The organism is Micromonospora sp. ZG13 (assembly GCF_059359355.1).
Map to the genome: position 1 here is coordinate 577,541 of NZ_JCADBQ010000003.1, position 24,616 is coordinate 602,156.

Sequence of the window (24,616 nt, forward strand, 5' to 3'; positions counted from 1 at the left end):
ATGAACACCGCCGGACCCAAACCGAAGCAGCATTGATGTAACAGCATCTAGCTTATCCTGAGAAGGCCTGTCACAATGTGCGGTCATGCAGGCACGGTCGGCACTCTTCGACCTGTACGGCGACCACCTCCGGGCGAGGGGCGGCCGGGCACCCGTCGCCGCCCTGGTCAGGCTGCTGGCGCCGCTCGGGATCGCCCCGCCCGCCGTGCGCACGGCGGTCTCCCGGATGGTCCGCCAGGGGTGGCTCGACCCGTGCCGGCTGACCTCCGGGCCGGGATATTCGATCACACCGAAAGCCGCCCGCCGGTTGGACGAGGCGGCGGCGCGGATCTACCGGACCGGCCGGATCACCTGGGACGGACGGTTCGACCTGCTGGTGCTGGAGGCCCCCCTGTCCCGCCGGGACCGGCAACGGCTCGCCGCCAACCTGACGTTCCTCGGCTACGGCGCCCTGGACGAGTGCACCTGGGTGGCGACCCGGCCGGGCGAGGACGTGGACGTGCTGCTCGACGAGGCGGGCGTGCGCTACGAGCGGTTCACCGCCGCGCACACCGCCGGCACCCCCGGCGCCATGGGCGTCGTGCGCCGGGCCTGGGACCTCGCGGAGATCGGCCAGGCGTACGAGCAGTTCGTCGCCGAGCAGCGGCCGTTGCTGGCCGGGGTCACGGTGCGCAGCCTCGACGAGGAGGCGTACGCCGCCCGGTTCCGGCTCGTGCACGCGTGGCGTACCTTCCTGTTCCGGGACCCGCAGCTGCCCCCGGCGCTGCTCCCCGAGCGCTGGCCCGGCACCGCCGCGGCCAGTTTCTTCGACCGGCACGCGGCCCGGCTGCGGCCGGCCGCAGACCGGTACGTCGAGCAGTGCCTCGACTCCGGCAACCGCATCGCCCGACAGAAGGGTCGTTAGAAGTGACCGAGCCGCTGCTCGTCGACCGCACCGACGCCGTCGTCACCCTGACGCTGAACCGCCCGACGGCGATGAACGCGCTGGACGTGGCGCTCAAGGAGGCGCTGCGCGACACGCTGGCCGAGCTGGAGACCGACCGGTCCTGCCGCGCGGTGGTGCTCGCGGGCGCGGGCCAATCGTTCAGCGCCGGGCAGGACCTGCGCGAGCACGTGCAGACCCTGGAGTCCACCGACGGCAACCCGCTGGACACCGTGCGCGCGCACTACAACCCGATCGCCGCCCGGCTGGCCAACCTGCCCAAGCCGGTGGTCGCCGCCGTGCGGGGGATGGCCGCCGGGGCGGGCGCCTCGCTGGCGTTCCTCGCCGACATCCGCATCGGCGGGCCGTCGACCAGCTTCCTGATGGCGTTCGCCAAGGTCGGGCTCGCCGCCGACACCGGCGCCTCCTGGACGCTGCCCCGGCTCGTCGGCCACGCCAAGGCCATCGAGCTGCTGATGCTGGCCGAGCCCGTGCGCGCGGCGGACGCCTGCCAGCTCGGGCTGCTCAACCGCCTGGTTGAGGACGACGAGCAGGTGCTGCCGACCGCGCAGGAGTTGGCCGCCCGGCTGGCCGCCGGCCCGACCGTCGCGTACGGGGCGATCAAGCGTCAGCTCTCCATCGCCGACGCGGGCACGCTGGCCGACGCCCTGGCCGCCGAGGCGCAGGCGCAGTCGATCTGCGGGGGCACCGCCGACCACCGCGCGGCCACCCAGGCCTTCGTCAACAAGCAGAAGCCGGTCTTCGAGGGCCGCTGACGCCCTCCCGGGCCGACCGGCCCCCGCCACACCGGCAGGCGGCCGGTCGCGCCTGACAGGGCTCGTGAGCCGGCGCGTACGGCGATCACCGGCGGCAGCCACCAGGGCTCGGCGCGCGGACGCCGCCGGAGCGGATCAGTCGTCCTCCTCCGGGTCCTGGTTGGCCTCCGCGCCGAGCACGAACGCCTGCATGGCCAGCTCGTCGCCCGAGGGCGAGACGAACGCGGGCAACTCGCGGGGCCCCAGCTCCTGCACGTACGCCCAGAACAGGCGGACCGCCTCGGCGGGCGACGCGGCCTCGATCGGCAGGTCGAGGCTGACCAGCCAGGTGCGCCGTCGTGGTGGCGGGCCCAACCGGTCGGCCAACTCCTGGAAGGCCGAGGGGTCCAGCGCGGTCACCGGCCCGTCGAGCACCAGCGCGTCGGCCGGCACCGGCTCGTCGAAGGCCCGCCGGGTGTACGCGACCACCAGCGGCGCCTCGACCCGCTCGGACTGGGGATCGTCCGGGTCCTCCCGCTCCTGGCCGGCCGCCGCGGCGACCCGGCCCAGCGCCACCAGCCGGGGCGGCGCGTCGACCAGCACGGCCACCCGGTCGCCGGGGCGGGGCCCGGAGTCGTCGGTCAGGCCGGTCAACTCGAGCGTGTCGTGGTGGACGAGCCGCTCGGCCTCGTAGCGCCCGGTGGGCAGCAGCACCGCCCAGGCGCCCGTGCCGTCGGCGGGGCGGGCCCCGTCCACCCGGTGCGCGGTGTCGGTCGTCATGGCCTCCATCCCATCACGCCGCCCGCGCCGCCACGACGTGGCAGCCCGCAAGGTGGTCGTCGACCATCCCGGTGGCCTGCATGAGCGCGTAGGCCGTGGTCGGGCCGACGAAGCGGAAGCCCCGCTTCTTGAGCGCCTTGGCCATCGCCGTGGACTCGGCCGTCAGCGCCGGCACCTCCGCGAACGACGCGGGTCGGGCCGGCCGGGGCGGCGGGGCGAAGGACCAGAGCAGCGCGGAGAGCCCTTCCGGAAGCTCCAGCGCCGCCCGGGCGTTGGCGATCGCCGCCTCGATCTTGGCCCGGTTGCGGACGATGCCGGCGTCGGCGAGCAGCCGGGCGACGTCGGCGTCGCCGTAGCCGGCCACGGTCTCAATGCGGAACTCGTCGAAGGCCAGCCGGAAGGCGGGACGTTTGCGGAGGATGGTCAGCCAGGACAGCCCCGACTGGAACGCCTCCAGCGTGAGCCGCTCGTAGAGCGCGTCGTCGCCGCGCAGGGGGCGGCCCCACTCCGTGTCGTGGTAGGCGGCGTAGTCGGGGGTGCTGTGCCCCCAGCCGCATCGCGGCAGCCCGTCGGCGCCGATCACCAGGTCAGTCACGCGTCCACGCTAGGACACCGTACCGACGGGCCCGCGCCCCACGGTGCCGCGTCGTGCCTCGGTCGGCGGGCCCGTACCGCCCGGGGTCGGCGACATCGGGGCGTCCCGGGCGGGCCGACACCCCGATGTCGGCGACGTCGAGCCGATCAGGGGAAGCCGCTCGACGAGGGCACGCGAACCGGCCCGCCCACCGTCAGGGCAGCCGGCCCTGCTCCACCAGCCGGCCGAACTTCTTCAACGCCTGGGTCAGGCTGAACTTCGACCCGGGCCAGAGCACCGGCCAGGCAACCCGGCCCGCCGGGCCGCCCGGCAGGTGGAACCACTCGTGCCAGACGACCTGGGTGCGGTCGCGCTCCAGCGGCGTGCAGCGGAGCACACCGGGCCCGCGCAGCAGCTTCCCGCAGTGCACGACGCCCACCTCGTAGGGCGCGTCCACCCGCACCACGCGCATCTCGTCGCGCAGCACGGCGGGGCCGAACGCCGTGACCGCCTCGATCAGGCTGCCCTCGCCGCCGTCGCCCTCGACCACCCGGACGGTGGTGAACGGGATCCAGTCCGACTGCCGTTCCCAGGCCGTCAGCGCCGCGAAGACCCGGTCCGCCGGCGCGTCGACGATCACCGTGGCGGTGACCTCGCCCGCGCCGGGCTGCGTGACGTCGCGCAGGTCCTCGCCGGGTTCCGGCCCGGTCACTTCGACTCCGACCCGACCACCGGGCCGGGACCGGTCGCGTCGCCCGCCGTCCGCGTCGGGCCGTCGTCGCCCGCCCCGGTCCGGGCCGGGGCACGGTCGGCTTCCCCGGTCCGGCCGACGGCGTCGTCGCCCACGTCGGTCCGGTCCACGGCCTCGTCGCCCGCGTCGGCGGTCGGGCCCGCGAACGCGGGGATCGGCTCGACGACCACGTCGGTGCCCCCCGCCGCGTCCGGCCGGTCGGCCCCGACCGGCACCGTCCCACGGGCCGCCGACGACGGCTCGGCGGCTGCCTGCTCCCGCGCCTTGCGCAGGTCGTCGGCGTCCGCCGTCCGGCCCTCGCGCAGCGCGGCGACCTCCGCCTCCAGCACGCCGATCAGCTCGGACTTGTAGCCGATGTCGTAGGCCGCCCGGCGCATCGCGTGGTCGACCTGGGCCATACGGTAGCCGCGCAGCGCGGTGTCGAACCGGACCTCGCCCACGTCGGACTCGCGCAGCGGTCGGGCCGCCGGCAACGGCACGGCCCGCCCGTCCGGCTCGGCGGGCGCCAGGCCGGGATCCCGGCCGGAGACCAGCACCGTCACCCCGAACACGACCGCCGCGACGGTCAACGCCACGACCAGCAGGAGCAGAACCTGACCCATGCACAGATCGTGGCACGTCGAACCGCCCGGAGCGACCCCACCACCCCCAGCGTCCCGGATCCGCGTCACAGCAGCCGCCCCCGGCGCCCGCTGCGGGCGCGACGCGCCGCCCCGGGGCACGAAGCCGATCGTCCTGCTCAGGGGAGTCGAGGGGGACCGCTGCCGCCGGAACGCTGATACCTGCGCGGCATGAAGATACCTGTGTGGTGTCAGACGAGGGGACTACACCGCCGGCCGTCGAGGTCCGGCGCAGCCAGGCACGGTATGTGAAACCGACCGTGGCCCCGCGCCAGCCGTGGCTGGAGGTGCCGTCGCGGTCGTCGGGGCCGCCGGACCGGCGGGGCCCGGCCCGGGCCGACCGGCTAGCGTCGTGACCGGCCGGCGGCGGGCACGGGTCGGCGGCGGTGGACCTTCAGGAGGCGGCATGGCCGGGGCGCTTCGGCTCGGTGGGCGCACGTTCGGCCCCGACGAGCTGGTGGTGATGGCGATCGTCAACCGCACGCCGGACTCGTTCTTCGACCGGGGCGCGACCTTCGCCCAGGACAGCGCGCTGCGCGCCGTGGAGCGGGCGGTCGGGGAGGGCGCTGAGATCATCGACATCGGCGGGGTCAAGGCCGGTCCGGGCGCCGAGGTCGACGTGACCGAGGAGATCCGCCGCACGGTGGAGACCATCGCCGCCGTCCGGGCCGCCTTCCCCGACGTGGTGATCTCGATCGACACCTGGCGGGCCGAGGTGGCGGTGGAGGCGGTGGCGGCGGGCGCCGACCTGCTCAACGACACCTGGTCCGGCGCGGACCCGGCCCTGGCCGAGGTGGCGGCGCGCACCGGCGCCGGGCTGGTCTGCTCGCACGCCGGCGGGCTGGCGCCCCGCACCCGCCCGCACCGCGCGGCCTTCCCCGACGTGGTCGCCGACGTGCTCACGACCGTGACCGGGCTCGCCGAACGCGCGGTCACGCTGGGCGTACGCGCCGACGGGATCCTGATCGACCCGGCGCACGACTTCGGCAAGAACACCCGCCACTCCCTGGAGATCACCCGCCGGCTCGGCGAGCTCTCCGGCACCGGCTGGCCGCTGCTGGTGGCCCTGTCGAACAAGGACTTCATCGGCGAGACGCTGGACCTGCCCGTGGCCGAGCGGCTGGAGGGGACGCTGGCGGCCACCGCGGTCTCGGCCTGGCTGGGCGCCCGGGTGTTCCGCGCGCACCAGGTGGGCCCCACCCGCCGGGTGCTCGACATGGTCGCCTCGATCCGGGGCGACCGCCCGCCGACGCTGACCCGGCGGGGCCTCGCCTGACCGTCGCCGCACGGGGGCGGCAGACCGACCGTCGACCACCCGGGGGCGGTCAGGACCAGCGCAGGATGTTCTTGCGCCAGGCGTAGAGGATGCCGAGCGCCAGCACCGCGACGAAGACCGCCATCTCCACGACGGTGACCATGCCGAAGCCCGGCCGGTTGAAGACGACCGCCCAGGGGAAGAGGAACACCGACTCGACGGCGAACAGCACGTAGAGGTACGCGTACACGTAGTAACGGATCTGCATCTGCGCCCAGTCGGCGCCGACGGGGTCGAGGCCGCACTCGTAGGTGGCGCGCTTGCCGAAGGGATCCGCCGGTCGGGCAGGACGTAACACCCGGTTGGCCGAGAACGCCGTAACGAAGAAGAGGACGCTGGCGAGCAGGAGCAGCCCGAGCGTCGCGTACGAGCCCAGGTAACCGGTCACGGTCGCCGAGCCTACCGGTCCTCGACGCCGCCCGGGTCGAACCCGTTACGGATTTGTTTCCCGCGGGGACTAGTGCCGCTTGGCAACAATTGTCGAATATTGGGATCTCACTCATCGTCACCGGAGGACAGATGGCGCGCGTGGACGTACGGCCCGGCCGGCGGGCGCGTGACCGACGCGCCGTACCCCTGCTGGTGATCGGCCTCGCGGTCGGGCTGACCGTCACGGCGACGCCAGGCTGGGCGACCGCCGCGCCCGCCGTCGCGCGGGTCGCCTCGCCCACGACCGAGCCGGCCGAGGAGCCGGGCGGGGACCCGCCCACGGCGGATCCGACCGAACCCGGACCGGTGCCCACCGAGGCGCCCTCCACCACGGCGCCGCCGCCCGAGAGCCCGTCCCCGCCCGCCACGACCGAGCCCGCCCCGACCACGGCGGCCCCGGAACCACCCCTGCCGACCACCGCGGCGCCCACCACCACCGGGGCGCCGCCCCCGGCGCCGTCCGTGCCGCCGGTGCGGCCCTCCGCGCCCGCCCCCACCCAGCCGGCGCCGGCGGCGGCGGGGGTCAGCGTCACGACCGACGACATCACCCTCACCGCCGGCTACTGGAACGCGCCGAGCACGGTGACCACGCTGCGGGTGACCATCACGAACACGGGCGCCACCCCGGCCCGGATCCGGCTCGCCTACACGCTCCCGGCGGGGCTGACCGACGCCGGCACGGGGGGCTGCGCCCCGGTCGGCGGCGGGGAGCACCGCTGCGGCGAGTGGGCGAGCGCGCCCGGCGCCCGGTTCAGCACCCTGCTCCGCGTACGGGTCGACGGCGACGCGTGGCAGCGGATGCCGCTCAGCGGCTCCGTACGGGTCACCGCGACCGCGCCCGGCGTGCCCGGCACCGTGGGCGACGACGAGGGCTTCGCGGTGCTCTTCCCGCCCGGCCCGCCGGTGCCGGGGATCAGGCTGGACGCCGAGGCGGTCTCCTTCGACATCAGCGGCGGGTCGAGCGGGCTCGACGTACGCCTGGGCAACACCGGCCGGGTGGACGCCGAGGGCCGCGTCGAGGTGGTCCTGCCGGCCGGGGTGACCGTGCCAACTCCCCCGGCCGGCTGCACCCCGGTCGACCCCACCCGTACGCGCTGCGAGCTGGGCACCCTCGCCGCCGGCCGGACCGCGCAACTGCGGCTGCCGGTCTCGGCGACCCCCGAGGCCCAGCGGCAGGCCCCGCTGGCCGGCGCGGTGCTCGGGCAGCTCGACCCGCGCAGCGGTCGGGCGAAGAAGGTGCAGATGAGCTTCCGGATCACCGCCGCCGCCGCGCTGGCGACCCCGGTGGCCTCGCCGCCCGCGCCGACCGGGTCGCAGGGCGTGCTGGCCGCCGACGTCCCGGCCGTCGGCGACGGCGGAGACGGCTCGGTGCGGCGTACGGCGATCCTGCTGATCGTGATCTCCACGCTGCTGGTGGTGTTCGCCCTCGCGTTGGCGACCACGTCGCTGCGGCGGCGGATGGCCGCCCCGGCCGCCGGACCGTCCACGGCGCCGACGGAGTGACCCGGACGGCCCCGACGACGCCGGCTCGGCGTCCCCACCGCTGCGCCACCGGTGATCTGGATTACGGCGGGCGGATGGAAACACCTCAAATCGGGGTGGAATCTCGCTGGATCGCATCCCACAGGGCGGCCTCCGAGAAGGTTGGGGCGGCGATTCGACGTAGGCTCTCAGGTGAGGTAACTACAGCGGACCGGGCCCGCCTCCGCGGGTTCGGTGCAGCGGTGCGTCAAGGAGGTCACGTGGCCGGGCAAGGCGAGGTCACCATCATGTTCAGCCGCCCGCGCGACCGCGCCCAGCGAAGCGAGGTGCAGGCGTGACCAAGCAGATCCGTCAACTGGACCGGGTGGTCATCCGCTTCGCCGGTGACTCCGGCGACGGCATGCAGCTCACCGGCGACCGGTTCACCTCGGAGACCGCGCAGCTGGGCAACGACATCTCCACGTTGCCGAACTTCCCGGCCGAGATCCGGGCCCCCGCCGGCACCCTGCCGGGCGTGTCGAGCTTCCAGGTGCACTTCGCCGACTACGACATCCTGACCCCCGGCGACTCGCCCAACGTGCTGGTGGCGATGAACCCGGCGGCGCTCAAGGCGAACCTGGCCGACCTGCCGCGGGGCGCGGACATCATCGTCAACACCGACGAGTTCACCAAGCGCAACCTGGCCAAGGTCGGCTACCAGTCGAGCCCGCTCGAGGACGACTCCCTCGCGGGTTACGTGGTGCACCCGGTGGCGCTGACCTCGATGACGGTCGGCGCGCTCGCCGACCAGGCGGTGTCGAAGAAGGACGCCGAGCGGGCCAAGAACATGTTCGCCCTCGGCCTGCTCTCCTGGATGTACAACCGGCCCTACGAGTCGACGCTGCGCTTCCTGGAGCGCAAGTTCGCCGCCCGCCCCGAACTGGTCGCGGCGAACGTCGCGGCGTTCCGGGCCGGCTGGAACTTCGGCGAGACCACCGAGGACTTCGCGGTCCGCTACGAGGTCAAGCCGGCGAAGATGCGGCCGGGCACCTACCGCAACATCACCGGCAACGCGGCCCTGTCGCTCGGCCTGGTGGCCGCCGGCGTCCGCTCGGGGCTGCCGGTCTTCCTGGGCGCCTACCCGATCACCCCGGCGTCGGACATCCTGCACGAGCTGAGCAAGCACAAGCGCTTCGGCGTGCTCACCATGCAGGCCGAGGACGAGATCGCCGCCGTCGGCGCGGCGCTGGGCGCGTCGTACGGCGGTTCCCTGGGCGTCACCACCACCAGCGGCCCGGGCGTGGCGCTCAAGAGCGAGACGATCTCCCTCGCGGTGGCGCTGGAACTGCCGCTGGTCATCGTCGACGTGCAGCGGGCCGGCCCCTCGACCGGCATGCCCACCAAGACCGAGCAGGCCGACCTCAACATGGCGCTCTACGGCCGCCACGGCGAGGCCCCGGTCGCGGTGATCGCGCCGAAGTCGCCGGCGGACTGCTTCCACGCGGCCCTCGAGGCGGCCCGGATCGCGCTGACCTACCGCACGCCGGTCATCCTGCTGTCCGACAACTACGTCGCCAACGGCTCCGAGCCGTGGCTGCTGCCCGACGTCGAGTCGCTGCCCGACCTGCGGGTCGAGTTCGCCACGAAGCCCAACGGCGACGACGGCACCACGTTCCTGCCCTACCTGCGCGATCCGCAGACCCTGGCCCGGCCGTGGGCCGTGCCGGGCACCGCCGGGCTCGAGCACCGCATCGGTGGGCTGGAGAAGGCCGACAAGACCGGCGACATCTCGTACGACCCGGCGAACCACGACTTCATGGTGCGTACCCGGGCGGCCCGGATCGAGACGATCCCGGTGCCGGACATCGAGGTCGAGGACCCGGACGGCGACGCCCGGGTGCTGGTGCTCGGCTGGGGCTCCACGTACGGGCCGATCGGCGCGGCGTGCCGGGGCCTGCGCCAGCGCGGCCACGCCATCGCGCAGGCGCACCTGCGGCACCTCGCCCCGATGCCGGCCAACCTCGGCGAGGTGCTGCGCTCCTACGACCGCGTGGTCATCCCCGAGATGAACCTCGGCCAGCTCGCCCACGTGATCCGGGCGAAGTACCTGGTCGACGCGATCGGCTACAACCAGGTCCGCGGCCTGCCGTTCACGGCCGCCGAGCTGGAGACGATGCTGGAAGAGGTCCTGAAGAATGTCTGAGCCCGTCACCCTCAAGCTCACCGCCAAGGACTTCAAGTCCGACCAGGAGGTGCGCTGGTGCCCCGGCTGCGGCGACTACGCGATCCTCGCCGCGATCCAGCAGTTCATGCCGGAGCTGAACATCCCGCGCGAGCGGATCGTCTTCGTCTCCGGCATCGGCTGTTCGTCGCGCTTCCCGTACTACATGAACACCTACGGGATGCACTCGATCCACGGCCGCGCCCCGGCGATCGCCACCGGCCTGTCGGCCAGCCGGCCCGACCTGTCGGTCTGGGTGGTCACCGGTGACGGTGACGCGCTCTCCATCGGCGGCAACCACCTGATCCACGCGCTGCGCCGCAACGTCAACCTGAAGATCCTGCTGTTCAACAACCGGATCTACGGCCTGACCAAGGGGCAGTACTCGCCGACCTCCGAGGTCGGCAAGGTCACGAAGTCGACGCCGGCCGGCTCGGCCGACGCGCCGTTCAACCCGCTGTCGCTCGCCCTCGGGGCCGAGGCCACCTTCGTGGGGCGCACCATCGACTCCGACCGCAAGCACCTCCAGTCGGTGCTGCGGGCCGCCGCGGAGCACCAGGGCTCGGCGTTCGTGGAGATCTACCAGAACTGCAACATCTTCAACGACGGCGCGTTCGACCAGCTCAAGGAGCCGGCCACCCGCGACGACTTCCTGATCCGGCTGGAGCACGGGCAGCCCATCACGTTCGGCAAGGACGGGCAGTTCTGCGTCGTACACCCGCCCGGCGGGTTCGGCCTGGAGGTCCGGGAGACCGCGTCGGTCAGCCCGGGCGAGATCGTCGTGCACGACGCGACGGTCACCGACCCGGCGTACGCCTTCGCGCTGTCCCGACTGCCCGGCCTGGACCTGCGGAACACCCCGATCGGCGTGTTCCGCTCGGTGGACCGTCCGTCGTACGACAGCGTGGTGCAGGAGCAGCTCGCCGAGGCGAAGGCGAAGGTCACCGAGACGCCCGAGCAGCAGCTCGCCGGCCTCCTCGCCAGCGGGGACACCTGGACCATCCTCTGACCGACGCGGCCGACCGCCCCTGAGCGCGAGCCGGGCAGGCGCACCGCCGGTTTGCCGGAACGACAGGAGGGCCCGCAACCCGAACCCGGGTTGCGGGCCCTCCTCGCTCACGTGTGGGCCTCTTCCACCGGGGCCGGTCTCCTCGGGACGTGAGCCGGTCGATCTGCAAACCGCCGACGACCCCCGGCGCGCTCCTCCGACGCCCCGGCCTGGTCACGGTAAGCAACGGGACCCACCTTTCCGCCACTTGCTACGGTGAGTGACGATTCCCCTCGGCGCGGCGAGGGCGGGCACCCGTCATCTTCGAGGTAGAAAGCCCGTGACCAGCACCTTCAGCGAAGGTCGCTCTCAGGCACGACCAAACCCCGCGCGCCCTTTGCTCTGCATCCTCATACGCAACAGGCACTCAGGGTTACTGGTGCGCATGAGGATGCAGAGCAAAGCGTCCGGAGGGCGATGGGCGTCGACCACAGACCGAACACTGAGCGTAACGGCGCGCCAGCCCGACGAGCATGCTGCGCATGTTGCTCCGCGCCCCGTTGTGCCGCACCGGGCGGGCGCCGGGCCCGACGCGCGAGGTACCCGCAGCCGACACCTGCGCCGGGGAGGCATCGCAACGACACCAACCCGGTCGGGCGGCAGCCAGGACGGCCCCGCCCGGACCGTCCGGGTCAGGGCGGGCCGCCGGTCAGGGGGCTGCCGCCGCCTGGGGGCGGTCGTCGCGTACGTGCACCAGCATGTCGCCGGTCTCGATGACCGCGCCGGCCTTGTCCGCCAGGGTGACCACCTTGCCCCGCCGGACCAGCGCGATGACCAGCGAGTCCAGCTCGCGGGGGGAGCGGCCGACCTCGGAGCGCTCGGCGGAGCGCATCGCCAGCGCCATGCCCTGGCCGGGGGTGAGCAGGTCCTCCACCACGTCGATCAGCGGCGGCGCCGAGGTGGACAGGCCCAGCAGCCGGCCGGCGGTGGCCGAGGAGACGATCACGTGGTGGGCGCCGCTCTGCTTGAGCAGCGGGGCGTTCTCCGCCTCGCGGGCGGCGGCGATGATCCGTACCTGCCCGGCGGTGAGCTGCCGTACGGTCAGGGCCACCAGGACCGAGGCGTCGTCGCTGTCCGTCGCGATGATCACCGCCTTGGCGTTGCGTACGTGCGCCTCGTTGAGCACCGACGAGCGGGTCGCCGAGCCCTCGATCGCCACCAGGCCGGCCGAGGTGGCCTGCCGCAGCGCGGGACCGCTGCGCTCCACCACGACGATCCGGGACTTGTCGAGCCCGTTCTCCAGCAGGGCGGAGACCGCGCTGCGGCCCTTCGTGCCGTAGCCGCAGATGATGACGTGGTCCTTCACGGCTCTCCTCCACCGCGACAGGCGACGCCCGGTGCGGTACTGCTCGGTCAGCACTTCGAGGGTGGTGCCGACCAGGATGATCAGGAAGATCACCCGGGCCGGCGTGATGTAGACGACGTTGATCAGCCGGGCGCTCTGGCTGACCGGGGCGATGTCCCCGTAGCCCGTGGTCGAGAGGGTGACCACCGTGTAGTAGAAGCAGTCGAGGAGGGTCATCCCGTCCTCGTTGACGTCGCGGTAGCCGTCGCGGTCGAGGTAGACCACGGCGACGGTGGCGAAGACCAGACCGATGGCGGCGGCAAGCCGGAGACTCAGCGCGCTCAGGGGGCCACGTCGCTGCGCGGGAAAGTGGATCACGTGGGGGCCCGCCCCGGCCCTGTCATCGCCTGCACGACCACAACATAGCCGCCCGCGCGGATCTCGCACGGCGAGGTCGCCCACCGGGGGGTGACGCCCCTCGGGTCGACCCGACGAAGGGCAGGTCCGGGCCCGCGACACCCGGCTGCGGGCACGACGCGCGGCAGGACGGGACGACCCGCGCACCCGACAGGGGGCATGATGAAATCGTCCCTGGACGACGAGCCCGAGAGCGAGGCCCGCATGTCGTTGCTGCGACGAGTGATCGGCGGGGTGCTGCGTCGGCTGCGGCTGAGGCAGGGCCGCACGCTGCGCGAGGTGGCCGAGGCGGCCGGGGTCTCCGTGCCCTACCTGTCGGAGGTCGAACGCGGCCGCAAGGAGGCCTCCTCGGAGGTGCTGGCGGCGATCTGCCGGGCGCTCGGCATCCACCTGTCCGACCTGCTGGAGGAGGCGCGCGACGACCTGCGCCGCGTCGAGCCGCGCATTCCGGCCGCGCCCCGGGCGGGCCTGTCCCGGCTGGAGCGGGCGGAGGGCGGCCGGCCCGACGCCGCCACCCCCGTCGCGTGGGTCGGCCCCCGTACCGGCGGCCCGCTGCTGCACCTGGCCCCACGCACGGGCGGTCCGACCCTCCGGGTCGGGCGGCCCGCCTCCACCGTCGGCGGTCGCCGTGGTCCGCGTACCCGTGTCGCGCTCGGCTGCGCGCGGACGCGGGCGGGCGCGTGGGCATCGACCCTCGCCTAGGCCGGCCGGTTCTGCCGCAGGCTGATCTGCCGCCGGCAGAATCGTTGGCTCCGCGCGGGCGGCTCCGCGCAGGCTGGAGGGGCCGGTCCCCCGGGCGTCCTCCGGTCGCCCGCCGGCGCTGTCGGAAGGACGGACGCGATGATCGGTCTCGACGTGCGGATGCTGGACGGTGGACAGCCGTCCTTCGGTGACCAGGTGTTCGATCGGCTGCTGAAGGAGCGGATCATCTTCCTCGGCACCGAGGTGACCGACGCCTCGGCGAACCAGATCTGCGCGCAGATGCTGCTGCTCGCCGCCGAGGACCCGGAGCGGGACATCGTGCTCTACGTCAACTCGCCGGGCGGCTCGGTGAGCGCGGGGATGGCCGTCTACGACACGATGCGGTTCGTCCGCAACGACGTGGCCACGGTCGCGCTGGGCTTCGCCGGCTCGATGGGGCAGTTCCTGCTCTGCGCGGGCACGGCCGGCAAGCGTTACGCACTGCCCCACTCGCGGATCATGATGCACCAGCCCTCCGGCGGGATGGGCGGCACCGCCGCCGACATCACCATCCAGGCGGAGAACATGCTGCACGTGAAGCGCACCATGCAGGAGCTGATCGCCCGGCACAGCGGGCGCAGCCTGGAGGAGATCCAGCGGGACTGGGACCGCGACCGGTGGTTCACCGCCGAGGAGGCCCGCGAGTACGGCCTGATCGACCGGGTGGTCACGAAGGCCGAGCAGCTCCCGGCGAACTGACGGGCCCGGGCCGCGACGGGAGAGGCCCCGGCAGCGTCAGGTCACACCGGCGCCGGACGCGCCCCCTCGATCCGCGTCCGACCCCCCGGTACGCGAGGGCCGCCGCTGTGCCGGCCGTCGATACGGGAAGCCTATTGCGGCCGCTGGGATTCCGCGCGGATCGCGGGGCACAGCGTCTTGCCGACGAATCTCGTTACATCAGGCGACGGCCCGCAACCGCCCCCACCCGGTGGCGTCGGCCGGTCACGTCGTCACCGGCTCACCCCGATGCCGTACGCGCGCATCCAGGTGTCGATCTCCAGCAGCGGCAGCACCAGGTGGGCCGCGTTGACGTGCGTCATCGTCCGGTTCCCCGACTCGATCAGCGCGCGGACGCGGTCGGGGTCGAACAGGCCGTGCAGCGGCGAGGTCTCGTCGACGACGAGCTTGTTGACCGCGCCCAGCACCGCGGCGTCGTACCCGGGGTCGTGCATCGCCGGGTAGGCGCTCTTCCGGCGCCGCAGCACCTCCTCCGGCACCAGGTCGGCGACGGCCATCCGCAACAGGCTCTTCTCCCTGCCGTCGGCCTTCTTCATCGACCAGGGCGTGTTCCACACGTACTGCAACAGCCGGTGGTCGCAGAACGGGACCCGGACCTCCAGGCCCGAGGCCATGCTCAGCCGGTCCTTGCGCTCCAGCAGCACGGACAGCGGCCCCTGGAGGCTGAGGTAGAGCGCCTCCCGTACACGCGCCTCCGCCGGGTCCTCGCCCGGCAACCGCGGTACGGCGGCGCAGAGCCGCCTGTAGTGGTCGCGCTCCAGCTCGTCGGGCCGGATCCGCCTGAGCACGTCGGGTGCCAGGCACTCCCACAGCCGTGGTGCGTCGCCCAGCCACGGGAACGTGTCCGCGCTGAGGGTGGCGGGATCGTGGAACCACGGGTACCCGCCGAAGACCTCGTCGGCCGCCTCGCCGGAGAGCAGGACGCGGGCGTCGGTGCGCTCCCGCACCCCCGCGAAGAGCAGGTACATCGAGGCGTCGAACTGGCCGCTGATCGGCCGGTCCATGGCGCGCATGGCCAACGGGCGCGCGTCCGCGACCGCCGCGGACGACAGCGCGACCACCGTGTGGTCCGTACCGATCCGCTCGCTCGCGATGCCCACGTAGGGCGCGTCGCGTTCGGGCCGCAGGACGGTCGGGCGGAACGACGCCTCGTCCTCGGGGAAGTCCACCGAGAAGGTGGCCAGCCTGCCCTCACCGCGCGCAGCGAAGGCGCGCGCGGCGATCGCGGTGGTGGCCGTGGAGTCCAGCCCGCCGGAGAGCAGCGTGGCGATCGGCACGTCGGCGACCAACTGCTGGTGCACCACCTCGTGGAGCAGGTCCCGCACGTTCCCCACCGTCGTGGGCAGGTCGTCGGTGTGCGGATCGGTGGTGAGCCGCCAGTAGCACTCCTGCCGTACGCCCGCGCGGTCCACCGTCACCACGTGTCCCGGCTCGACCTCATGCAGTCCCCGCAACGGGGTCTGGCCCGGCAGCGCGAGCCGCCGGTTCAACAGGACCGGCAGCATCGCCTCGTCCACCGACGGGCGGAACACCGGGTTGGCGAAGATGGCCTTCGGCTCGGACGCGAAGAGCACGCCGTGCGGCAGCGGCGCGTAGAAGAGGGGCTTGATGCCGAGCCGGTCGCGGATCAGCACGAGTTGCTGCCTCGGTGCGTCCCACACCGCGAAGGCGAACATGCCGACGAGGCGTTCGGCGCAGGCCGGCCCCCACTCCCGGTATGCGTGCAGCACGACCTCGGTGTCGGAGCGCTCGACGAAGACGTGCCCGCGTCGTTGCAGTTCGGCGCGTAGCTCCCTGAAGTTGTAGACCTCACCGCTGTAGGTGAGGACGGTCGCGGCGTCGGGCGCGACCATCGGCTGGCGGCCACCGACGAGGTCGATGATGGCCAACCGGCGGTGCCCCAGCGCGACGTGCCGGTCGACCCACACGCCGTGGTCGTCGGGGCCGCGCTGCCGCATCGTCCCGGTCATCTCCCGGATCAGCTCGACGTCCTCCCCGAGGTCACGGGTGAAGTCGAGCCAGCCGACGATTCCGCACATTTTCCCTCTCCCCAGAAGTCACGCGGCCGCGGTCCGAGTCAGACTCTTCGCTCGGCGCATCGGTTTGCTCAGCGATGGAACGAGACACGTCGCGACGACGGCCACCGACGTCACCATCGCGACCCGCAGCCCGAACCGGTCGCCGACGATGCCGGCGACGACCGCCCCCACCGGCATGACGCCCCAGGTGACGAACCGGTGCACCGCGGTGGCGCGGGTCGACATGTGGTCGGGGGTCACGAGGTGGCGGATGGTCAACGCGTTGGTCTTGAAGGCCCCCGAGCCCGCCCCGTAGACGAACGTGCCGACGCTGATCATCACGGCGGCGTACTCGCCGAACGCGCAGACCGTGGTGACCAGTCCCGCCACGATCGGCACGCTCACGATCCCGAGGGTCGGCCCGATGCCGAAGCGCCGGGTCAGCCACCGGGCCAGCAGCGTGCCCACCGGGAAGCCGGCTCCGCCGAGGCCGACCGCGAGGCCGAAGACGGCCGGGGACAGGTGCAGGTGGTTGACCGCGAAGATCGCCACCATGGCCATGTACATCGCGATGCCGAGGTTGTAGACCAGGCCGGACGCCATGATCAGGCGCAGCAGCGGCTGCTGGAGCACGAACCGGATCCCGGCGCCGACCTCCTGCCAGACCGGTTTGCGGTCCACGACGGGCACCGGCGCCGCACGGTGGCGGATCAGCAGCAACGTGACCATGCTGACGAGGAACGTCACGGAGTCGGCGAGCATCGCCCGCACCGCTCCGGTCAGGCCCACCACGAGGCCCGCCAGACCCGGCCCCAGCAGCAACGCCATCGACTCGGAGAGGGTCAGCCGCGTGTTGGCCGCGTGCAGCCGGTCGCTGTCGGCGATCAGCAACGGCGCGTACGACTGGTAGGCGATCTGGAAGAAGACGCTGCACACGCCGGTCACCAGCGCGGCCACCACCAGGTGCGCGAAGCTCAGCACCCCGGCGAAGCCGGCGAGCGGCACCGACAGCACGGCCAGCGCGCGGATCCCGTCCGCACCGATCATCGACCGGCGCAGACCCACCCGCGCCACCCAGACGCCGGCGGGCAGCCCGATCAACAGGTACGGCAGCTTCACCGCCGCCGCCAGCAGGCCGACGTCGAACGCGCTGGCACCCAGCGCCTGCGTCGCCGCCAACGGCAGCGCGAGCATCAGGATCTGGTCGCCGACCAGGCTGACGCTCTGGCCGCCCCACAGCCACCGGAAGTCGCGCCAGCCCTGCTTCGCGTCCTCGCGTCCCCGTACGCCGACACTCATGACCGGGCACCTCCCGGTCGACACCGCGCCACGGTCATCGGTCGGCCGCTCCCAGCAGACAGCCGAGCATCGCGCCGCTCTTCACGGTGACCGCGCCCGGCCCGGTGGCCGTGTCGAACCGCATGAGACAGCCGGTGGGCACGCCCCCGACGCAGAACGGGCTGATCACCGGGTTGGCGAGCACCTCGTCGGTGCGACCGGACTCGTCCAGCATCACCCGCACCGGACGCCGGACCGGCGTGACGAGCTCCTGCGCCACGTAGTACTCGGATTCCGTGCCGGTACGCACCAGCTCGGCCCAACGCTCCGGCCCGGTGTTCGCGCCGAAGAACACCTCCAGCGACGACAGTCCGGCCGCACCCTTGAGCACGAAGTGCTCCTGCCGCTCGACGAGCAGCCGGGGCAGCTCGTACGCGCGCCCCCGCCAGTGCACCCGGCGCTCCCCCAGCACCCTGCTCCACGGCACGAAGCGCCGTACCAGCTCCCGGTCCTGCTCGGACATCCACGGCAGGCCCTCGGACAGCCAGGCCAGGACCTTCTTCGAGTCGACGAGCCGGGAGGTCTGCGACGGCACCGCGTGCATCCCGCCCTTGATGGCGGTCAGCAGCGGCGTCATGTCCCAGCCGAGCTGCCCCGCCTCGTCCTCGCAGAACTGGACGACGCCGAGCAGGTCGGTCGGCCGGATCTCGTCGAGCAGGTGCGGCAGCCGCGCGAAGCGGGCGGGCAGGCCGTGTTCGCCCAGCAGCTGGACCTGCATGTCGTTGACCCGGCCACGTTTGCCGGGGTCCTCCAGCGTCCCGATCAACAGGGCGCCGGCCGGGAGGCTCAGCTCGGCGCAGGTTCTCCTGAGCAGCTCGGCGAAGAGCGCGAAGATGTCCTCGCCCGCGAGCGGCGGCAGCCCCGCCGCCGAGCGGACGCGGTGCCAGGCGCGACGCTGCTGCTCGAACTGCACCATGCCGCCGATGCCGGCGCCCACGTTGATCTCGACGAACCGGGGGCCGTCCTCGCCGATGACGACGTCGGCGCGGACCACGTCACCGGTGTGCCGCAGCTCGAACGCCTCGTCCGGGTTCGCCCGCTGGTATTCGGCCGGGTCGACCCGCAGCGCGGCCATCCGGCCCGCCAGGTCCGGCGCCAGGCGCAGCACCGTCTGGTGCGACAGCTCGACCAGGCGCCGGGTGGCCGCCAGCAGCTCCCGGTACGCGTCGAGCGGCATGACGACGGGCTCGGCCGCGATCGGAAAGCCACCCATGGGAATGTCCCGCATGTGATCGGCGAGGATCTCGGCCACCCGCGCCGACGGCAGTCCGCTGAATGTCATGCGATGAGGCTCCTCGTCGACGATCCTTCGGGTACGGGTGCGAGAAACTCGTCGAGGTCGACGTGGCGGGCGCGCCGTACGCCGGGAGAGTTCGCGGGGTAGTCGAGCCGTGGGGGCCGTTGGGCGTCGTGGAAGTAGACGGCCTCGAGGAAGCCCTGCGCCGTCTCCGCCACGAACGGGTTCGCCACCAGGAAGTCGCGCACCGCCGGGGTGTCCCGGCGGACCCGCAGCCACAACCGCTTGCCGCCGAAGTGGTTGGGCGGCAGGATCACGCGCGTACCGATGAGGCGCTTCGACTGGTACGTGCCCTTGCTGAGGAAGGGCTCCGTCCCCTGGAAGTCGAGCTGACGCACCCCGTTGGCCGCCGCCCACTCGATGAGCAGGACGTTCATCGCCTTGATCGCGCCGTTCGAGTAGTGCACGTCGGCGCCGTCGCGCACTCCCACCAGCCGCGACGTCAGCACGCCGGTGGCCGGGTTCCAGTGGCACATCCGCCCGGCGATGCGCTCGCCGTCCTCGGTCAGCACGAACAGCCGGCCGGTGCGGAACAGGCATTCGTACGCCGACTCCCTGGATTCCGTGCGCTGCCGGGCGCCGTGCCGGTTGCGCATGGTGGCGCTGTAGTAGTGGTCGTAGAAGTGGTCGAACCACTCGGCATCCCGCACGATCTCGCCACTCCACCGGTGCCTACGCGAGTTCTTGCGGAAGTTGCGTCGCTGGTTCTTCGAGATCCGGCCGAGCACCGCCTCCGCGTCGTCGTCGAAGTCCACCACGAAGTGCACGCGCATCGGCAGGACCAGCGACGCGTCGGCGGGCATGCGCCGGGCCTGCGCCGCACTCGTGCCGAGGATCGTGATGTCGGCGTCCGGCAGCCGGTCGGCCGACCTGAGGTCGCGACCCCGCAGGGCGGTGGTCCGGCGCACCGCCGTCCGCTCCCCGTCCGCGCCGCGGCGCTGTTCGGTGAAGTCGAGCGTGTAGGCCAGGCCCTCCGGCAGCCCGGAGTACGAGATCGACAGGCCGCCGAGATCCGAGCGCACGGCGGGGAACCGGGCCCAGTCCCTGGTGTCCCAGGCGACCCGGGCCCTGGTCAGCAGCGGATGCCCGCTGTTGCGCCAGTGGTAGCCGGCGTGCAGGCGCAGCCGTCGAAGAAGGGGGACGCGGGCCGGCGCGATCGTTTCAGACACTGGATCGGTTCCTCGTCACTGCGCCGTGATCGCCTGGACAGGGCAACGGCTCGCCGCCTCGCGCACCGCGTCGTGCAACTCGGCGGGCGGCCGGTCGTTCAGCAGCACGACCGTGCCGTCGGCGTCGTCCTGGTCGAAGAGTTCCGGCAGCGCGAGCGCGCACTGCCCGGAGCCGACGCAGAAGTCGCTGTCGACCTGGATTCGCACGTGTTCTCTCCTTCGTTCACCAGGTGACCGGCAGCTCGTGCACGCCGTAGACGCTGACGTTCGTCTTCAGCGGCACCTCGTGCGGTGCGACGGCCAGCGCCAGCCGGGGGAAGCGCCGGAAGATCGCCGGCAGCGCGACGCGCATCTCCATGCGCACCAGGTTCTGGCCGAGGCACTGGTGGATGCCGTAGCCGAACGCCATGTGCCCGGCCGTCCGGCGGCCGAACTCCAGCCGGTCCGGCTCGGGGAACCAGCTCGGGTCCCGGTTCACGGCGGGCAGCGAGATCGTGATCGACTCGCCGGCGCGCAGCAGGTGCCCCTCGAACTCCACGTCCTCCAGCGGCGTGCGGGGCACCCCGAAGTGGAAGATCGTCAGGTATCTGAGCAGCTCCTCCACCGCGTTGTCGATCAGCGCGGGCTCCGCCTGAAGCCGGGCCAGGTGCTCCGGGTGCGACAGCAGGGTGAAGGTGCTCAGGCCCAGCGAGCCCGCCGTGGACTCGTGCCCCGCGGTCAGCAGCAGCACCCCGATCCCGACGATCTCCTCGGTGGCGAGCGTGCCCTCCGCCGCCAGCATGCTCAGCAGCCCGCCGGTGTCGGTGTCGCGGTCCACGACCAGTTGCCGCAGCAACCCGTACAGCTCGTCCATCGCCCGCGAGGCGTCCTCCGCGCTGGCCTCCAGGCTGAACAGCGTCGCGCTGTTGCGCTGGAACTCCGCCCGGTCGCGGTACGGCACCCCCAGCAGCTCGCAGATCGCCAGCGACGGCACCGGCAGCGCGAACAGCGACACCAGGTCGGCCGGCGGCCCGTGCTTCTCCATGGCGGTGAGCTGGTCGTCGACGATCCGCTCCAGCAGCGGCCGCATGTCCTTCATCCGCCTGGCGGTGAACTTCCCGGCCAGTTGCAGCCGCAGCCGGGTGTGCTCCGGCGCGTCCATGTCCACCAGCCAGCCGGGCAACGCGGGCGCGCCGAAGAACGGGTCCGCGCTCGGCCGCGCCACCGGCGCCCGCTTGAACTCCGACCGCGCGCTGAACCGCTGATCGGACAGCAGCCTCCTGGCCAGGCCGTGGCTGGTCACCAACCAGCCGACGTGCCCGTCCGGATAGACCATCCGCCGGATGGGCGCCTCCTCCCGGTACTCCGCCAGCTCGGCTGGCGGGTCGAAAGGGGCGACCCGCGCTGTCGGCAACGGAACCGGCTTCATATCCTCACCTCTTCCTTCAGGAACTCGGCCAGCCGCCGCACCCCGGTGTCGATCTGGTCGACGTCGAGGTAGCTGCACGACAGCCGCAGCTGCCGCTCGCCGCCACCGCCGAGATAGAACTGGGCCATCGGGGTCCAGAGCACGCCGTACTTGCCCGCCGACCGCTCCAGCAGGTCGACGTCCGCCTCGACCGGCAGGCGCATGCGCACGAAGAACCCCCCGTCGGGCCGGTTCCACTCCAGCCGGCCGGAGCGCGCGTCGCCGAGGTGCGCGTCGAGGGCCCCGATCAGGTGCTGGAGGTTGCGCCGGTAGAGCTCGGACTTGCGCCTGGACAGCTCCATCAGGGAACGGCCGTGCTCCAGCAACATGCCCGCGATCACCGCCTGGCACAGCGGCGACGTGTTCACCGTGACCATGGTCTTGAGCGTGGCGAGTTCGTCGGCGAGCAGCCTCCCGCCGTGACCCACGCGCTGGTCGGCGACCACGTAGCCGACCCTGGCGCCGGGGAAGCACACCTTGGCGAACGTGCCGATGTGGATGACGCGTCCGGCCTCGTCGAGCGCCTTGAGCGGTGGCAGTTGCTCGCCGGGCGGCGCGGTGAAGGCGTACGCGTCGTCCTCCAGCACGAAGAAGTCCTCGCGCTCGGCGAGCGCCAGCAGTTCCCGCCGCGCGGCCAGGGTCATCCGGCTGCCGCCGGGGTTGGAGAAGTCCGGCGCGACGTAGCACGCGCGGACCCGCCCGCCCGCCTGCCGGGCCTGCCGGCAGGCGGTCGCGAGTGCGTCAAGGTCGATTCCCGCCGGGGTCTCGCCGATCGCGCGGCGCTCGACGTCCAGCAGCCGGGCCGCCCCGGTCATCCCGACGAAGCAGGGATCGGCCACGGCGAGCACGTCGCTGCCGGAGCGGAACAGCGCGCGCAGCACCAGCAGCATCGCCTCCTGCGCGCCCACGGTGATCACGATGGCGTCCGGGTCGACGTCGATGCCGTGGTCGCGGGCCAGGGCGTCGCGGACGATGCCGTTGATCAGCCCCCGGCCGGGCCCGTACTCGTAGAGCAGCCGTTGCGCCTGGCCGGGCGTGCGGCCCTCGTCGCGCAGGTGTGCCAGGAAGCGGCCGGTGTACCGCTGGACGTCGATCTCGGTGAGGAAGTCCGGGTGCGGCGCGCCGGGCGCGAAGGAGATCGCGTCCGGGTACCTGCCCATCACCTCGTTGAGGAAGCCGATCGACCCGAGCAGCGGGTCCCGCAGCGACGGGTGCAGGGACTCCTGGTCGAGCCAGCCGCCGCTCACCGGCGCGCTCCCGAGCGCTGCCAACGCCGTTCGACCTTGGCCAGGACGTCGTCGCTGTAGGCCCGGAGCGCCTGGGCGTACGCGAACTCGGCCAGGTACTCCCGGAACACGTCCAGCGGCTCCTCCGCGATCGTCAGCATCCGCCGGTTGGCGGCCACGGCCGGTGCGCCGAGTTCCCGTACGGCGCGCTCGATCGCGTCCGGCATGTCCTGCGGCGCGACGACCTCGTCGCAGATCAGCCGGCCCTCCGCGCTCGCCGCGGAGATGCTCCGCCCGCCCAGGATCACCTGGCGGGCGAGCCGCGCCCCGGCGAGCCTGGTGAGCCGGAGGTTGCCGAGCCCCGGCACGATGCCCTCCTCGGCCGCCGGCAGGCTGAAGTAGGCGTCGGGTTCGGCGATCACGCGATCGAGTACGAGCAGCAGCTGCATGCCACCACCGATGGCGAACGAGTCGACGGCGCCGATCCACGGCTTCGCGACCGTACGCTCCGACCAGGGGCCGGCCGCCGCGTCGACGAGCAGGCCGCGGCACATCTTGTTGATGTAGCCGAGTTCCCGGCCCAGCAGGAACTCCAGCAACGGGATCGCGCCGTTGCGCAGGTCCTTGAGGTTGATGCCCGCGCTGAACACCCGCCGACCCTGGTAGCGGGGGTGGTGCACCTCCCCGCCGCGCAGCACACCGACGCGCACCTGCTCGTCCAGCAGCACCAGGTCGACGGCCGTCTCCAGGTCGGCGATCAGGCCGGCGTCCTCTGCGTTGAGGCAGTGGGCGTTGCGGAAGGTGACCTCGGCGGCGTGCCCCCGGCGTTCGACCAGCACGGCGTCCAGCTCCACCACGCCCGTACGCCGGAAGTCGGCGAGCAGCCCGAGGGCCCGCGGGGTGGGCATCAGCATCGCGTCGATCAGGTGCCGCCCGGCCGTGGCCGAACGCAGCACCGCCGCGCAGAAGATGCCCTGGTCGATCTCCCGGCCCTCCTTGTCCGCCTGCGTGTGCCGCAGTTCGGCGCCCATCTGGGCGGCCGACGGCACGAGCCCGGGAAACCGCTCGGCGGCGGCCGAGACGAGGGCGGGCAGTCGCGGATGGCTGGTGCGGCCGTCGGTGAGCAGGTCGTAGACGGCGTCCACGTGCCGGGCGAGGAACGCGCGGCGCGCCGCCCGGCAGGCGGCGTGGATCCGGTCGGCGGCCTGCCGCTGCGAGTCGTCGCGCGCGGCCTTCGTGGGCAGGGCGGCCAGCATCCCCTCGCCCACGGCGACGTACGCGGCCAGTTCCCGCGCGTCGTCGTCGAGCACGCCGACGAGGCTCGGGGCCGTCGCCTCCCACGCCGGCGCACCGGTGGCGGTCACGTGGCGGCTCCCACGGCCAGCCGACGCAGTTCGCGGTCGCACGCGGCCAGGTGCACGCCGAGCGCGTCGTCGTACTCGGCGGCGGACGCTTCGAGCAGCAGTTGCCGGCGCACCGCGAGTTCCTGGTCGGACACGCGGCCCATCAGTACGGTCGCCGTGTGCACCGCGTCGTCGAGGTCCTCGCTGACCTGGTCGACCAGGCCGAGTTCGGAGGCCTTCGCCACGGAGATGTCCATCCCCCAGATCACGATCTGGCGGGCCCTGGCGACCCCGAGGTTCTGCACCAGCCGGTAGACCGACATGCCCGGCCAGAAGTGCCCGTCGTTGACCGGCAGCACGAGCACCAGGTCCGGCGCGCCGATGCGGAAGTCGACGGCCAGCAGCAGGTCGAGCGCGGGGCCGCCACAGGGGCCGCTGGCCACCGCGACGTTCGCGGCCGGCAGCCGCTCGAGCCTGCGGACCGCCCGTTCCCACCGGTTGACGTCGCGGATGCCGACCTCGCCCGGCCACACCCGGCTCTCCGCCGCCGTGCCGTCGAGCCGCAGCACGACCACCGTCCGCCCGGCGCGTCTCTCCACCTCGTCACACATCGCGTTCACGGAGGCGGTCAGCTCCGCGAGCGGTCGCGTGACGTCGACCGTCAGCGCGAGTCCGAGCCCGTCGGACACGCCTGTCAATTCGAGGTGCCTGCTCATCGTGG

23 protein-coding genes are annotated in these 24,616 nt (G+C 72.9%); 8 read left to right on the forward strand and 15 right to left on the reverse strand.

All coding sequences use genetic code 11. The features are described 5' to 3' along the window. Positions 1-85 precede the first annotated feature (85 nt). Positions 86-904 carry a PaaX family transcriptional regulator gene (locus AC5L34_RS10220; RefSeq protein WP_089002167.1) on the forward strand — a complete coding sequence of 273 codons (819 nt, stop codon included), beginning with the start codon at positions 86-88 and terminating at the stop codon, positions 902-904. A 2-nt stretch (positions 905-906) separates the two neighbouring features. Beyond that, complete coding sequence (locus AC5L34_RS10225) at positions 907-1,698, forward strand: enoyl-CoA hydratase/isomerase family protein (protein WP_441174534.1); 792 nt, start codon at positions 907-909, stop codon at positions 1,696-1,698. Between the two features lie 135 nt (positions 1,699-1,833). On the opposite strand, the gene AC5L34_RS10230 is transcribed toward AC5L34_RS10225, so the two are convergent. The 4 genes from AC5L34_RS10230 to AC5L34_RS10245 form a co-directional block, all read right to left on the reverse strand. Further along, positions 1,834-2,457 (reverse strand): hypothetical protein, encoded by a 624-nt coding sequence (locus tag AC5L34_RS10230; RefSeq protein ID WP_441174535.1) that lies wholly within the window; start codon positions 2,455-2,457, stop codon positions 1,834-1,836. A gap of 13 nt (positions 2,458-2,470) precedes the next feature. After that, complete coding sequence (locus tag AC5L34_RS10235) at positions 2,471-3,052, reverse strand: DNA-3-methyladenine glycosylase I (RefSeq protein WP_101414022.1); 582 nt, start codon at positions 3,050-3,052, stop codon at positions 2,471-2,473. A gap of 193 nt (positions 3,053-3,245) precedes the next feature. Continuing rightward, positions 3,246-3,743, reverse strand: a complete 498-nt coding sequence (locus AC5L34_RS10240) for an SRPBCC family protein (protein ID WP_441174536.1) — start codon at positions 3,741-3,743, stop codon at positions 3,246-3,248. Then, complete coding sequence (locus AC5L34_RS10245; protein ID WP_494824596.1) at positions 3,740-4,384, reverse strand: DivIVA domain-containing protein; 645 nt, start codon at positions 4,382-4,384, stop codon at positions 3,740-3,742. The genes AC5L34_RS10240 and AC5L34_RS10245 overlap by 4 nt, the downstream gene beginning before the upstream one ends. A 424-nt stretch (positions 4,385-4,808) precedes the next feature. On the opposite strand from AC5L34_RS10245, the gene folP reads away from it, so the two are divergent. Then, entirely contained in the window at positions 4,809-5,678 is an 870-nt protein-coding gene (gene folP / locus AC5L34_RS10250) for a dihydropteroate synthase (RefSeq protein ID WP_441174538.1), read from the forward strand. A gap of 49 nt (positions 5,679-5,727) precedes the next feature. On the opposite strand, the gene ndhC is transcribed toward folP, so the two are convergent. Further along, complete coding sequence (gene ndhC, locus AC5L34_RS10255) at positions 5,728-6,105, reverse strand: NADH-quinone oxidoreductase subunit A (protein ID WP_441174539.1); 378 nt, start codon at positions 6,103-6,105, stop codon at positions 5,728-5,730. 131 nt (positions 6,106-6,236) lie between these two features. Here ndhC and AC5L34_RS10260 point away from each other — a divergent pair, with 131 nt between their 5' ends. From AC5L34_RS10260 to AC5L34_RS10270, 3 genes are all read left to right on the forward strand, one after another. Then, a complete protein-coding gene (locus AC5L34_RS10260; RefSeq protein ID WP_494824599.1) occupies positions 6,237-7,649 on the forward strand; it encodes a hypothetical protein in 1,413 nt (470 codons plus the stop codon). A 313-nt stretch (positions 7,650-7,962) separates the two neighbouring features. Further along, complete coding sequence (locus AC5L34_RS10265; RefSeq protein WP_441174541.1) at positions 7,963-9,810, forward strand: 2-oxoacid:acceptor oxidoreductase subunit alpha; 1,848 nt, start codon at positions 7,963-7,965, stop codon at positions 9,808-9,810. Then, complete coding sequence (locus AC5L34_RS10270; RefSeq protein WP_494824603.1) at positions 9,803-10,837, forward strand: 2-oxoacid:ferredoxin oxidoreductase subunit beta; 1,035 nt, start codon at positions 9,803-9,805, stop codon at positions 10,835-10,837. Before AC5L34_RS10265 ends, AC5L34_RS10270 begins: the two co-directional genes overlap by 8 nt. Before the next feature lie 688 nt (positions 10,838-11,525). Here AC5L34_RS10270 and AC5L34_RS10275 read toward each other — a convergent pair. Continuing rightward, positions 11,526-12,539 (reverse strand): potassium channel family protein, encoded by a 1,014-nt coding sequence (locus AC5L34_RS10275; RefSeq protein WP_441174542.1) that lies wholly within the window; start codon positions 12,537-12,539, stop codon positions 11,526-11,528. A 243-nt stretch (positions 12,540-12,782) separates the two neighbouring features. Here AC5L34_RS10275 and AC5L34_RS10280 point away from each other — a divergent pair, with 243 nt between their 5' ends. Both AC5L34_RS10280 and AC5L34_RS10285 read left to right on the forward strand, forming a co-directional pair. Beyond that, positions 12,783-13,280, forward strand: a complete 498-nt coding sequence (locus tag AC5L34_RS10280; protein WP_441174679.1) for a helix-turn-helix domain-containing protein — start codon at positions 12,783-12,785, stop codon at positions 13,278-13,280. Between the two features lie 138 nt (positions 13,281-13,418). Further along, the gene (locus tag AC5L34_RS10285) at positions 13,419-14,018 is read left to right on the forward strand and encodes a ClpP family protease (RefSeq protein WP_441174543.1); all 600 of its coding nucleotides are present in this window, start codon (positions 13,419-13,421) and stop codon (positions 14,016-14,018) included. Between the two features lie 251 nt (positions 14,019-14,269). On the opposite strand, the gene asnB is transcribed toward AC5L34_RS10285, so the two are convergent. From asnB to dpgB, 9 genes are read right to left on the reverse strand one after another with little or no spacing between them, the layout of a single operon-like run. After that, positions 14,270-16,096, reverse strand: coding sequence for an asparagine synthase (glutamine-hydrolyzing) (asnB, locus tag AC5L34_RS10290; RefSeq protein WP_441174544.1), 1,827 nt, complete (start codon positions 16,094-16,096; stop codon positions 14,270-14,272). Between the two features lie 18 nt (positions 16,097-16,114). Further along, the gene (locus AC5L34_RS10295) at positions 16,115-17,374 is read right to left on the reverse strand and encodes an MFS transporter (protein WP_441174545.1); all 1,260 of its coding nucleotides are present in this window, start codon (positions 17,372-17,374) and stop codon (positions 16,115-16,117) included. A 34-nt stretch (positions 17,375-17,408) separates the two neighbouring features. Beyond that, the gene (locus AC5L34_RS10300; protein WP_441174546.1) at positions 17,409-18,695 is read right to left on the reverse strand and encodes a hypothetical protein; all 1,287 of its coding nucleotides are present in this window, start codon (positions 18,693-18,695) and stop codon (positions 17,409-17,411) included. Beyond that, positions 18,692-19,879, reverse strand: coding sequence for a GNAT family N-acetyltransferase (locus tag AC5L34_RS10305; protein ID WP_441174547.1), 1,188 nt, complete (start codon positions 19,877-19,879; stop codon positions 18,692-18,694). Before AC5L34_RS10305 ends, AC5L34_RS10300 begins: the two co-directional genes overlap by 4 nt. A gap of 15 nt (positions 19,880-19,894) precedes the next feature. Beyond that, the gene (locus AC5L34_RS10310; RefSeq protein WP_363893119.1) at positions 19,895-20,086 is read right to left on the reverse strand and encodes a ferredoxin; all 192 of its coding nucleotides are present in this window, start codon (positions 20,084-20,086) and stop codon (positions 19,895-19,897) included. A 16-nt stretch (positions 20,087-20,102) separates the two neighbouring features. Further along, the gene (locus AC5L34_RS10315) at positions 20,103-21,287 is read right to left on the reverse strand and encodes a cytochrome P450 (RefSeq protein WP_101413989.1); all 1,185 of its coding nucleotides are present in this window, start codon (positions 21,285-21,287) and stop codon (positions 20,103-20,105) included. Then, entirely contained in the window at positions 21,284-22,573 is a 1,290-nt protein-coding gene (locus tag AC5L34_RS10320) for an aminotransferase-like domain-containing protein (RefSeq protein WP_494824609.1), read from the reverse strand. The genes AC5L34_RS10315 and AC5L34_RS10320 overlap by 4 nt, the downstream gene beginning before the upstream one ends. Then, the gene (gene dpgC / locus AC5L34_RS10325) at positions 22,570-23,916 is read right to left on the reverse strand and encodes a (3,5-dihydroxyphenyl)acetyl-CoA 1,2-dioxygenase DpgC (protein WP_494824611.1); all 1,347 of its coding nucleotides are present in this window, start codon (positions 23,914-23,916) and stop codon (positions 22,570-22,572) included. The genes AC5L34_RS10320 and dpgC overlap by 4 nt, the downstream gene beginning before the upstream one ends. After that, positions 23,913-24,584 carry an enoyl-CoA-hydratase DpgB gene (dpgB, locus tag AC5L34_RS10330; protein ID WP_357716113.1) on the reverse strand — a complete coding sequence of 224 codons (672 nt, stop codon included), beginning with the start codon at positions 24,582-24,584 and terminating at the stop codon, positions 23,913-23,915. The genes dpgC and dpgB overlap by 4 nt, the downstream gene beginning before the upstream one ends. Positions 24,585-24,616 lie beyond the last annotated feature (32 nt).

Excerpts from the sequence above, each read along its gene's own strand:
- AC5L34_RS10280 (WP_441174679.1), top strand. The coding sequence starts at position 12,783 with ATGTCGTTGCTGCGACGAGTGATCGGCGGGGTGCTGCGTCGGCTGCGG.
- AC5L34_RS10230 (WP_441174535.1), bottom strand. The coding sequence starts at position 2,457 with ATGACGACCGACACCGCGCACCGGGTGGACGGGGCCCGCCCCGCCGAC.
- AC5L34_RS10220 (WP_089002167.1), top strand. The coding sequence starts at position 86 with ATGCAGGCACGGTCGGCACTCTTCGACCTGTACGGCGACCACCTCCGG.
- AC5L34_RS10245 (WP_494824596.1), bottom strand. The coding sequence starts at position 4,384 with ATGGGTCAGGTTCTGCTCCTGCTGGTCGTGGCGTTGACCGTCGCGGCG.
- AC5L34_RS10295 (WP_441174545.1), bottom strand. The coding sequence starts at position 17,374 with ATGAGTGTCGGCGTACGGGGACGCGAGGACGCGAAGCAGGGCTGGCGC.
- AC5L34_RS10285 (WP_441174543.1), top strand. The coding sequence starts at position 13,419 with ATGATCGGTCTCGACGTGCGGATGCTGGACGGTGGACAGCCGTCCTTC.
- asnB (WP_441174544.1), bottom strand. The coding sequence starts at position 16,096 with ATGTGCGGAATCGTCGGCTGGCTCGACTTCACCCGTGACCTCGGGGAG.
- folP (WP_441174538.1), top strand. The coding sequence starts at position 4,809 with ATGGCCGGGGCGCTTCGGCTCGGTGGGCGCACGTTCGGCCCCGACGAG.
- AC5L34_RS10260 (WP_494824599.1), top strand. The coding sequence starts at position 6,237 with ATGGCGCGCGTGGACGTACGGCCCGGCCGGCGGGCGCGTGACCGACGC.
- AC5L34_RS10270 (WP_494824603.1), top strand. The coding sequence starts at position 9,803 with ATGTCTGAGCCCGTCACCCTCAAGCTCACCGCCAAGGACTTCAAGTCC.
- AC5L34_RS10300 (WP_441174546.1), bottom strand. The coding sequence starts at position 18,695 with ATGACATTCAGCGGACTGCCGTCGGCGCGGGTGGCCGAGATCCTCGCC.
- AC5L34_RS10315 (WP_101413989.1), bottom strand. The coding sequence starts at position 21,287 with ATGAAGCCGGTTCCGTTGCCGACAGCGCGGGTCGCCCCTTTCGACCCG.